Raw genomic sequence first — 11,099 nt, forward strand, 5'->3', positions numbered from 1 at the left:
CCAAATGCTGTAAGTAACGCCTTCGATCCCGCCAGTCCGACACTCCAACCAGCGACCCCTCCCAAGGCTCCAAATAGCGCCCCCGAAGCCCCATCCACGTCACCGGATGAATACTTCTCATACGCATCACCGGCCGTGTAAACAGTACCTAGCACCCCCGTAGCACGCCCGACTCCCGCTAGTGCGCGAGATTCGACCAAGGCATTGAACTCGCGCGCCGTCATCGTATCTCGGTTCGACGCAAGCTCCGAAAAGGCAGACGCTTGCCGCTGATACAGCTGCGCTTCTCGCGAATGACCCGCCTCTTGAGCAAGATGCGCCCGCTCCAGCGCCGTTTGATGCATTTCGTTTACTGCTCGAGCGCGCTCATCCGCAAGCGCGGTCGAGAATTCCTCAAAAGACTTAGATGCATCCAATGAGAGTGTTTCAGTGAGCCGAGTCGCAGCTGAAAGGGTATGCCCCGAAAGGCTTTCCAGAAACTCTCTATATTCCTTATGATGGACTTCTTCCTTGATTTCACTCACGACAAATCACTCCTTCTTCCAAAAATATCACTGACCAAGAGACCCAACATGACAAACAAAGCGGATGTTAACAAAGAAAGAAAATACAAAACAAAATACAAAAAAGCTGCCGCCACGACTGGAACCCCGAACCAAGGATCAAGCGCCTCCGTCATGCCGCCCGACACCCTGTCCGGATCAGCAGCAGGCAATACGGCATAAAAATAGCTAAAAACTACAAATATAAAAAACATCCAAAACCAGAACGTGCCCCAAATAAGCCTCACAAGAGTAGCCCCATAAACGCGTTCGCGACACAATGATCTCGGCATTCTAAAAATAAAAAAAATAAGCGAAAAAGGGGCGACCACAATAACTGCGGACAAAGCTATTCTTATGCCTATGGCATCTTGACGAGTGTCTGCGATCGTATCGATAAGCGGAACCCAAACTGCGACAACCTCAGAACCTCCCTGAATTGCACGATGGACTGCAGATTCCCCTGAAAAGTCAAAAAGTGATATCAACACAATCACCGCCAATGGCCCCCAGAACACCACACCAAAAGCGCGGAGCTTGCTCGAATCAAAAATTGTTTTTTGTGACTTCGATTGCGCGCTCATGTGTCATATCCCTATGTATCGGGGCCTTCCGGGATCAGGCTTAGCCGTTCTCGCAAGCCGTTTGAGTCAATCCGAGACTTTTCCGCAGTGTCGAGCGAGGCGGAATGAGCGATGCCTCGTGCCCAGTGTTTGGTCCAGAAGGCGGCGACACCTTGCTTCCGGTGTCCAGGGCGCTCTGGGATCCCAGTGGGAGGGCTTCCGAATGAACCGGCGGGCATCGGTTTTCTGGAAACTGTTCGGCAGCCACGTTGCAAACCGCTTCTTACCTTCACGGTCTGACGCGGAAAGATGCGTCGGGGAGATCGATGATCTCTCCGTCGGCAAGACGCACGGCGTGCAGGCTGTGGCGCTTGGGGTGGATGGAGCCAAACCAGTTCTGGATGCGGATGCTGTCCTCGCCGTTGCGGTGGGCGAGGACCAGTTCGTGGCCTTCCACCTGGATATCGAGGTCTTCGGCGCGGATGCCCGGAGCCACTTCGATGACGCTACGGCCGCGGTCTCCGTACATCTCGATCAGGGTGTTGTGGCCGCTGCCGACGCCGAACCGGTAGGTATTGTTGCCGGCTCCGCCGTACAGGAGGTCATCACCGGGACCGGGGTGCAGGGTGTCGTCGCCATACCCGCCGAGCAGCCAGTCCCCACCGGGTCCGGCCTTCAGCGTTGCGCCACCCTCATGCGCCACCACGATCTCGCGCGCCGCCGTTCCCTGCCCGTCCATGCGCACCGCGTCCCAGCCCAGCGCCATTAGCGCGCTCTGTAGAGCAGGGTCGTTCCCGGCCTCGAGCAGCCAGTCGCGCATCAGGCGGTAGGGATCGAAGCCCATTGCCCGCAGGCGCTCGCCGCCAGCCCGTTCAAACTCGAACAGATCGGTCAGCCCCCGGGCCGAGTCACGCACGAAGGTTTCCTGCAGGTTGCTTGTTGTGTCGGAGAAGTCGAAGCCGAGACCGGATGCGTTCACGCGAAAGGCGATCGCATCGAAATAGGGCGCCAAGTGCGTTTGCCGCATGAGCTGGCTGTACATCTCGGTTTTCAGGATGTCGAAGGCCTTGTGCAGCTCAGCGGCACCGCCGGGGCGCGGATTCGGGCTCCCCTGCTGGCGGAAATCCCGCTCCAGAAAGGCCTCCAGAGTGGACAGCTTGCGGCCATCGATGTTGGGCCCGCGGCCTTCCGGGTCGACATCGGCGGCGCCGGCCCACTCGAACAGCAAGCCCTTCATGCGTGCACGACGAGCCTGCACGTCGAGCTCGTCTCGAAAGGCGTCGAGGTGTTCGCGCAAACGCCCGTTCTCGTCATGCTCCAGGGCTTTGCGAAGATCCGGCACGCGACCATAGCCCCGGAGATCCGGCTCGGCTCCGGCGGACTCCAGAAGGTCCCGACCAGAATGATCGCTAAAGGACGACGAATCCAGCTGCCGTTGAGAATCCCCGGATGCAGGTTCCGGCGAGCCGTCACTCGAGGACCGTCCCATCGAGAATGAGCGGCCCGTGGCTGCGGAGTATCCTCGCTCAAACCCGTCGGCAAACTCGACCGCAAACTGGTTCATGCCGTTGCGAACATCGGGCATGTACGCGTACCCGGCGCCCAGTCCGGCCAGCACCAGTAATACGGTAACCAGGGCCGGCTTCATGCGATCGCCTTCCGAGCGACCCAGGCAGTAACAGCCAAGTTCACGTGCGCAGTGGTCGATTGCGAGGGCGACCGGCCAAGGCTGCGGGGCCAAGAAGCCTCAGATCGGTCGTACGCGAGACACCCGAACTCACTAGGGCCTGCCCATGGAATGCTGGCAGGGCCTCCGCAGCCGGATCCTTCTCGAAGTGTGGACGCGCCAATCCGTGGCGAGGTCATGGACAATCCCTTTCCATGAATATGGTTGCGCAGCCTGAAGAGATGCCGGCTGGGTGTCAAGGCAGCGGCGCGTAACCCGCCGTTCCGTCAGGCCTGCGCTGTGCGGGGAGATGCCACGCTGACCTGCAGGGCTGGTATCCTCGCAGTCCGTTTATGGTGGCCGCTTTGGGCGGTCGCGCAAGACCTTTCCGGGCTCGCCCCGACCGAGGATTCTGGAGGCCGCATGAGCAGTAAGCACCGACCCACCGATATCCAGTTGCATCAGAAGTCCCGCATCCTGGAGCTGACCTACTCCGACGGCTCGCATTTCGAGCTGCCCTGCGAATTTCTGCGCGTGTACTCGCCCTCGGCCGAGGTACGCGGGCACGGCCCGGGCCAGGAGGTGCTGCAGGTGGGCAAGGAGGATGTGAACATCACCGGGATCGAGCCGGTCGGTAACTATGCGGTGAAGCTGGAGTTCTCTGACGGCCACGACACCGGCATCTATGATTGGGACTACCTGCACAAGCTCGGCACGGAGCAGGAAAGTCTGTGGCAGGATTACCTGGATCGGCTGAAAGAGGCCGGCCACGAGCGCAAGACGCACTGACGATGAAAGAAGAGCCCGGCAAGACCCACTTCGGCTACCAGAGCGTCCCCGAGTCCGAGAAAGCCTCGCGGGTCGGCGAGGTGTTCCACTCGGTCGCCTCGCACTACGACGTGATGAACGATCTGATGTCGATGGGCATCCACCGCATCTGGAAGCGCTACACCCTGGAGCGCACCGGCGTGCGCCCGGGCATGAAGATCCTGGATCTGGCCGGGGGCACCGGGGACCTGGCCGGGGCCTTTGCCCCGCGCGTCGGGCCGAAGGGGCAGATCGTGGTCTGCGACATCAATGCCTCGATGCTGGAGGCCGGGCGCGACCGCATGCTGGACGAGGGCCACGTGGGCAACCTCGACTTCGTGCAGGCGGATGCGGAACAGCTCCCCTATCCGGATGACTACTTCGACCGCGTGACCATCGCCTTTGGCCTGCGCAACGTGACCCGCAAGGAGCGCGCGCTGGCCGAGATGCGCCGGGTGATCAAGCCGGGCGGGCGCGTGCTGGTGCTGGAGTTCTCGCAGCCGATGGCGCCGCTGCGCCCGATCTACGATGTTTATTCGTTCAAGATGCTGCCGCTGATGGGCAAGCTGGTCGCCAACGATGCGGACAGCTATCGCTACCTGGCGGAGTCCATCCGCATGCATCCGGATCAGGAGACCCTGGCCGGGATGATGCGCGATGCCGGGCTGGAGCGGGTCGAGTATGACAACCTGACCGGCGGCATCGTCGCCCTGCACCGCGGCACGAAACTGTAGCGTTTTCATGGCCGAACCCATCGCACTGCCCAGTCCGTTCACGGCCCTGATCGAGGTCGCGCTGAACGAGCACCTGGCGAGCGCGCCGGAGAAGGACCGGGCGCGCTTGGCCGGGCGCGCGATCGCTATCGTGATCGAGCCCCCGGGGCTGGCCTTTTCACTGGCCGGGGCCGCGGATCGCCTGCAGGTCGTCGGTGGTGTCGAGGACCCGGTAGATGTGCAGCTGGCGGGCTCGCCGCTGTCGCTGGCCGCGGCGCTGGGGCGCGACGACCGCTCCGGGCTGACCATCACCGGTGACGCCACCGTCCTCTCCGATCTGCAGCATGCGCTGCGCGACTCCGGGGTCGACTGGGAGGGGCTGTTCGAGCGCTTTGCCGGCGCCGGGGCCGCCGGGCCGTTGCGCCACCTGCTGGATCAGGCCCGCGGGAGCCTGCGCCACCTCGGCCGCCGCTCCGCGGAGGATACCGCCGACTATCTGCGCGACGAGCTGGAGTGGCTGCCTGCCGGCGGGGCGTTTGAGGCTTTTGCCGAAGACGTCGCCGACCTGCGTGACGGAGTCGCCCGGCTGGATGCGCGGCTGCGCCAGATGGAGACCCAGTCCGTCTCCGATACCGACGACCGGCAGGCCTGATGCGCCGCGCGCTGTACCGGGGGCTGCGGCTGTGGACCATCGCGCGGGTCCTGGTGCGCTATCGCCTCGATGTCATCCTGTTCACGCTGAAGCCGCTGCGGCCACTGAGCTTTCTGCTCTACCTCGCGCCCTGGAACTGGTTTCGCCGCACTGAAGGCACCCGCGGCGAGCGCATCCGCCGCGCGCTGGAGGACCTGGGGCCGATCTTCATCAAGTTCGGGCAGATGCTGTCCACCCGACGCGACCTGCTGCCGGACGACATCGCGATCGAATTGGCGCGGCTGCAGGACCGGGTGCCCCCGTTCCCGTTCGAGCAGGCGCGCGCGCTGATCGAGGCGGAACTGGAACGCCCGATCGAGATCGCCTTCGCCACGTTCGAGGACACCCCGATCGCCTCGGCCTCCATCGCCCAGGTACACGCGGCCACGCTGCAGGACGGGCGCAAGGTGGTGGTCAAGGTCGTGCGCCCCGGCATCCTCAAGACCATCCGCGCGGACCTCGAGGTGATGCACCTGATCGCGGACCTGGCGGATCGCTACTGGTCCGAGGCCAAGCGCCTGCGCCCGCGCGAGGTGGTGGACGAATACGAAAAGACCGTCACCGATGAGCTGGACCTGATCCGCGAGGGCGCGAACGCCGCCGCGATCCACCGCAACTTCGAGGACAGCCACCTGCTGTACATCCCGGAGATCATCTGGGACTACACCCGCCGCAACGTACTGGTGATGGAGCGCATCGGCGGCATCCCGGTGGCGGACATCGCCGCGCTGCGTGAACGCAATGTAGACCTGAAGCTGCTGGCCGAACGCGGGGTGGAAATCTTTTTCACCCAGGTATTCCGGCACAACTTCTTCCACGCCGACATGCACCCGGGCAACATCTTCGTCGATGCCACCCACCCGGACGACCCGACCTACCTGGCGGTGGACTTCGGCATCGTCGGCTCGCTGCTGGACTCCGACCAGCGCTACCTGGCGGAGAATTTCCACGCCTTCTTCAACCGCGACTACCGCCGGGTGGCGGAGCTGCACGTGGAATCCGGCTGGGTGCCGAAGGACACCCGCGTGGACGAGTTCGAGGCGGCCATCCGCACCGTCTGCGAGCCGATCTTCCAGCGCCCGCTGGAGGAGATCTCCTTCGGCCAGGTCCTGCTGCGCCTGTTCCAGACCGCACGGCGCTTCAACATGGAGGTGCAGCCGCAGCTGGTGCTGCTGCAGAAGACCCTGCTGAACATCGAGGGCCTGGGCCGCCAGTTGTATCCACAGCTGGACCTGTGGACCACCGCCAAGCCGTTCATCGAGGACTGGATGCACGAGCGCATGGGCGTGCGCGCATTCATCCGCAATGCGCAGCAGCACCTGCCGCGCCTGCTCGCCCAGCTGCCCGAGATGCCCATGCACCTGGAAAAGGCCCTGACGGTAGAGGAGCAACGCGCCGAACGCGACGCCGCCCTGCGCCAGCAGATCCGTGACCTGGAAGAGGGGCTGCGCCGCCAGAACCGCCGGCGACACGAGGCCTGGGGAGGCGCGGGGCTGCTCGCCCTCGCGGGGCTGGCCACCCAGCTCGACGTGCCCACATGGCTCGGCCTAGCCTGGCCGGCTTGGCCACTCGGCCTGGTCGGCGCCGCCATGCTGCTGTTCGGGCTGCGCCCGGGCCCGTACCGCCGCCCCGTCGACCGTACCTGAACCCCACGAGCCGACTCGCCCGTTCGGCCACGGACCGTGTCGGTGCCGACTGTAGGAGGCCAGCCCTCTGGCCGACAGCGACTTATCCAACACCCCTCGGCCAGAGGGCTGGCCTCCTACAGGGAGCGGCGGGGCGGCCCGGGGCGGCGAGGTCAGACGTCGAGGAGCAGGCGTGCCGGGTCCTCGATTGCGTCCTTGATGGCGACGAGGAAGCGTACGGCGTCGGCGCCGTCGACCAGGCGATGGTCGTAGGAGAGGGCGATATACATCATCGGCCGGATCACCACCTCGCCGTCCACCGCAACGGGGCGTTCCTTGATCGCGTGCATGCCGAGGATGGCGCTTTGCGGCGGGTTCACGATCGGGGTGGAGAACAGCGAGCCGAACACACCGCCGTTGGTGATCGTGAAGGTGCCGCCGCGCAGCTCGTCGATGTCCAGCTTGCCGTCGCTGGCGCGTTCCGCGAAGTCGCGGATGCGTCGCTCGATGTCGGCGACGCTGGCGTTGCCGGTATCGCGCAACACCGGCACCACCAGCCCGCGCGGCGAGGACACGGCGATGCCGATGTCGCTGTAATGGTGGTAGACGATCTCCTCGCCATCCAGCGCGGCGTTGATGATCGGGAAACGCTCCAGCGCGCGACTGGCAGCGGCGACGAACAGACCCATGAAGCCCAGCTTGATCGAGTGGCGTTTCTCGAAGGTTTCCTTGTAGCGGGCGCGCAGGTCCATCGCCGCAGACATGTCGATCTCGTTGAAGGTCGTCAGCATCGCGGTGGACTGCTTGGCCTCCAGCAGCCGCTCGGCGATGCGCGCGCGCAGACGCGTCATCGGGACACGTTCGATACCGCCGGCGGACGGCGCCCGCTCGCGCTCCGGGGCACGCCCCTGGGGCGACGCCGAAGACGGCGCCTCGCTGCGGCGCGACCGGTCCGTCTGCACGCGCTCGACGTCCTCGCGCAGGATGCGGCCGTCCTCGCCGGTGCCCTCGACATCCTCGGCCTGGAGCCCGGCCTCCTGCAGCAGGCGCCGCACGGACGGGCTGGGCGGCGGCGCGGTACCGGAGTCGCGATCCGACGCGCCGCTGGCACTGTCAGGAGTCTGGTCAGCTGTCCCGGCCTCGGCAGTCTGCCCGGACGTCTCCCCTGACTCATCAGAGGATTGCGCGGGCTCCGGAGGCTCCTCCTCTTCGGCATCGACATCGTTTTCAACAGACGTCTCGGCCGCACCCAGATAGCCGATTACCGCATCGGTCTTTACGGTGTCACCTTCGCTGACCTCCAGCGACGTCAAGGTGCCAGCAGAAGGGGCGGAGACCTCGAGCACGACCTTGTCGGTCTCCAGCTCGGCGATCAGCTCATCGCGCTTGACCGCATCGCCCGCCTTCTTGTGCAGGGCGACCACCGTCGCATCGGCGACGGACTCCGGGAGTTCGGGGACCTGGATCGGGGTGGGGTCGGATGCCATCTCTCTTCCTTGTGCCGTGCGTCAGTGTTCAGGGCGTGGGGTGCGGGGTATCGCGCGAGCTGATCGGGCCGAACGCCCGTTCGAGCAGATCCTTCAACTGTGCCTTGTGGACCTCCGGATAACCGACCGCCGGCGCGGCGGCCGGAGGCCGCGCGACCGCGTGCAGCGTCTGGCCGCGCACCGCCAGCATCGGGTTGATGCGCGGGGCCACGAACTCCAGATAGCCCTGGTTCTCGGGCTCGTCCTGCACCCAGACAAACTCCTCCGCGTGCGGATAGCGCCCAAGCAACTCGGTCAGGCGCGCCTCGGGGAACGGGTAGCACTGCTCCAGGCGCAGGATGGCGACATCCCAATGATCGCCCTCGGACTGGCTGGCGGCCAGATCATAGTAGATGCGCCCGCTGGTCAGCAGCACACGCTTGACGGCGTCGGGGTCCTTGATGCGCGCATCGTCGATCACGGTCTGGTACTGCCCGTTCGCCAGGGCGTCGAGATCGGAGACGGCCTCCTGGTGGCGCAGCAGGCTCTTCGGGGTCATCACGACCAGCGGCTTGCGGTACGGACGCACCATCTGCCGCCGCAGCAGATGGAAGATCTGCGCGGGTGTGGTCGGCACACAGACCTGCATGTTCTCCTGCGCGGCCAGTTGCAGGAAGCGCTCGGGGCGTGCCGAGGAATGCTCCGGGCCCTGGCCCTCATAGCCATGCGGCAGCAGCAGCGTCAGCCCGCACAGCCGGCCCCACTTCTGCTCGCCGGAGGAGATGAACTGATCAATCACCACCTGCGCACCGTTCACGAAATCGCCAAACTGCGCCTCCCAGATCACCAGTGCCTCCGGCGCGGCGGTCGCATACCCGTACTCGAACGCCAGCACGCCCTCCTCGGACAGCAGCGAATCGATGATCAAAAAACGCGGATGATCCGGATCCAGTCGCCGCAGGGGTACCAGGGACTTGCCAGTTTCCTGGTCGTGCAGCACCGCATGACGGTGGAAGAATGTCCCACGCCCGGAATCCTGCCCGGACAGACGGATGCGGTAGCCGTCCTGGATCAGCGCCCCATAGGCGAGCGTCTCGGCCGCGCCCCAGTCCAGCGGCTGTTCGCCCGCGGCCATAGCGCGGCGCGCGTCGAGGACCTTTTGTACGCGCGGATGGACCTGGAAGTCCTCCGGCGGTGTGGAGAGCTGGTCCAGCATCCGTGACAGACGGTCGGCCGGGACCCCTGTCTCCACGTCCTGATCCCAGGTCTGATGCAGGTACGGTTCCCAGTTGGTCGTGGTGCCGTGCCCATTCTGGTGCAGCGACAACGCGACCGGCTCGCCGGCATCCAGACGGCCGCGATAGGACTCCATCTCGTCGTCCTGGGACTGCTCATCGGTCAGCCCGGCCTCGATCAGTGTGCGGGCGTAAAGCTCGCGGGTCGTCGGCAGGTCACGGATATGCCGGTACATGTGCGGCTGTGTAGCGGCCGGCTCGTCGGCCTCGTTGTGCCCCTGTCGGCGGTAGCAGACCAGATCGATCACCACGTCCTTGCCGAAGCGCATGCGGTAGTCCAGCGCGACCTGGGTGACGAACACCACGGCCTCGGGGTCGTCGCCGTTCACGTGCAGGATCGGCGCATTCACCATCTTGGCGACATCGGTCGCGTAATGTGTCGAACGCGCGTCCTTGAGCGTGGAAGTGGTAAACCCGATCTGGTTGTTCACCACCACGTGCACCGTTCCCTTGGTGGAGAACCCCCGGGTCTGGGACATGTTCAGGGTCTCCATGACCACGCCCTGTCCGGCGAACGCGGCATCGCCATGGATCACCACGGGCATCACCCGGTTGCCCTTGCGGTCGCCGATACGCACCTGGCGGGCGCGCACCGAGCCCTCGACCACGGGCGTCACGATCTCCAGATGCGAGGGGTTGAACGCCAGTGCCAGATGGACCGGGCCACCGGGTGTCTCGACACCCGAGGAGAAACCCATGTGGTACTTGACGTCCCCGGTGCCACGATCATCACGCGGACGCCCTTCGAACTCGCCGGCCAGTTCCGAGGGGGCCTTGCCGAACAGGTTGACCAGCACATTCAGGCGCCCGCGATGCGCCATGCCGAGCACGATCTCCTGCAGCCCGCGCGCGCCACCGCGCTGGACCAGCGCGTTCAGCAGCGGGATCAAGCTCTCCGCGCCCTCCAGGGAAAAGCGCTTTTGCCCGACATAGCGCCGATGCAGATAACGCTCCAGGCCCTCGGCCGCGACCAGGCGTTCAAGAATGGCCAGCCGCGTATCGTCGTTGAAGTCGAAATGGCCATGGGCCGATTCCAGGCGCTCCTGCAGCCAGCGCTTTTCCTCGGTCGCCGCGATATGCATGTACTCGGCACCGATCGTCGCGCAATAGGTCTCGCGCAGAACCCGCTCGATCGTGTCCAGGGACACCGGTCCCTCGATGAACAGGGAGCCGGGATCGAACAGGATGTCCGGGCCGACTCGATCCAGGCCGTGATACTCCCGGCTCAGCTCCACCGGAGGTTCGGGCGCCTCGCGCTCCAGCGGATCCAGACGCGCCCCGAAGTGGCCCAGGTAGCGATAGGAATTGATGAACTGCAGTACCCGGATCTGCAACTGCTCGTGCGCCAGATCCGGGCGATCGCTGGAACGCCGACGGCGCTCCCGACGCCGCGCCCCCTCCAGCGAACGAAAGTAATCGGCCCAGGCCGGCGGCACGGACTCCGGGTCCTCGCGGTAGCGTTCCAGCAGGGTCTCGGCGAAAAGCAGGTTGTCCGGGTGCAGCTCCTGTCCGGAGACCGGCGTATCCAGCCGGTGCAGCGAGGGCATGTCGTTCATTCGCGATGTTCCGATTACTCTTGCGCGGTGTTGTTACTTGGGACCACTCTCGGCGGCGAGGTTCCCCGCACGGGACCGATGAAGGTTGTGTCCGAGAGTAGCGCGTTTGCGCGGGCGAAGGCACACGTCCCGCATGCGCAACGTGCGATTCCGCCCGGGTTTCCCTACCATTCGC

The 11,099-nt window shown here is 64.9% G+C and carries 8 protein-coding genes; 4 read left to right on the forward strand and 4 right to left on the reverse strand.

The window, feature by feature from the left end; translation table 11 throughout:
* Nucleotides 1–520 precede the first annotated feature (520 nt).
* Both C935_RS12915 and C935_RS0102670 read right to left on the reverse strand, forming a co-directional pair.
* On the reverse strand, nt 521–1,126 hold the full coding sequence (locus C935_RS12915; RefSeq protein ID WP_155984188.1) for a hypothetical protein: 606 nt from the start codon (nt 1,124–1,126) through the stop codon (nt 521–523).
* Nucleotides 1,127–1,394: 268 nt separating this feature from the next.
* Nucleotides 1,395–2,753: a calcium-binding protein gene (locus C935_RS0102670; protein WP_018860967.1), complete on the reverse strand. Its 1,359-nt coding sequence runs from the start codon at nt 2,751–2,753 to the stop codon at nt 1,395–1,397.
* Between the two features lie 441 nt (nt 2,754–3,194).
* Here C935_RS0102670 and C935_RS0102675 point away from each other — a divergent pair, with 441 nt between their 5' ends.
* From C935_RS0102675 to ubiB, 4 genes are read left to right on the forward strand one after another with little or no spacing between them, the layout of a single operon-like run.
* A complete protein-coding gene (locus C935_RS0102675; RefSeq protein ID WP_018860968.1) occupies nt 3,195–3,560 on the forward strand; it encodes a gamma-butyrobetaine hydroxylase-like domain-containing protein in 366 nt (121 codons plus the stop codon).
* Nucleotides 3,561–3,562: 2 nt separating this feature from the next.
* Nucleotides 3,563–4,312: a bifunctional demethylmenaquinone methyltransferase/2-methoxy-6-polyprenyl-1,4-benzoquinol methylase UbiE gene (ubiE, locus tag C935_RS0102680; RefSeq protein WP_018860969.1), complete on the forward strand. Its 750-nt coding sequence runs from the start codon at nt 3,563–3,565 to the stop codon at nt 4,310–4,312.
* Nucleotides 4,313–4,319: 7 nt separating this feature from the next.
* Entirely contained in the window at nt 4,320–4,943 is a 624-nt protein-coding gene (locus C935_RS0102685; RefSeq protein ID WP_018860970.1) for an SCP2 domain-containing protein, read from the forward strand.
* Nucleotides 4,943–6,628 (forward strand): ubiquinone biosynthesis regulatory protein kinase UbiB, encoded by a 1,686-nt coding sequence (ubiB, locus tag C935_RS0102690; RefSeq protein WP_018860971.1) that lies wholly within the window; start codon nt 4,943–4,945, stop codon nt 6,626–6,628. Before C935_RS0102685 ends, ubiB begins: the two co-directional genes overlap by 1 nt.
* A 152-nt stretch (nt 6,629–6,780) precedes the next feature.
* Here ubiB and odhB read toward each other — a convergent pair whose 3' ends face one another.
* A complete protein-coding gene (gene odhB, locus C935_RS0102695; protein ID WP_018860972.1) occupies nt 6,781–8,094 on the reverse strand; it encodes a 2-oxoglutarate dehydrogenase complex dihydrolipoyllysine-residue succinyltransferase in 1,314 nt (437 codons plus the stop codon).
* Nucleotides 8,095–8,122: 28 nt separating this feature from the next.
* Nucleotides 8,123–10,924 (reverse strand): 2-oxoglutarate dehydrogenase E1 component, encoded by a 2,802-nt coding sequence (locus C935_RS0102700; RefSeq protein ID WP_018860973.1) that lies wholly within the window; start codon nt 10,922–10,924, stop codon nt 8,123–8,125.
* Nucleotides 10,925–11,099: the final 175 nt, after the last annotated feature.

Origin of the sequence: Thioalkalivibrio sp. ALJ3 (assembly GCF_000377205.1) — a bacterium.
In the GTDB taxonomy this organism is placed as follows: Bacteria; Pseudomonadota; Gammaproteobacteria; order Ectothiorhodospirales; family Ectothiorhodospiraceae; genus Thioalkalivibrio.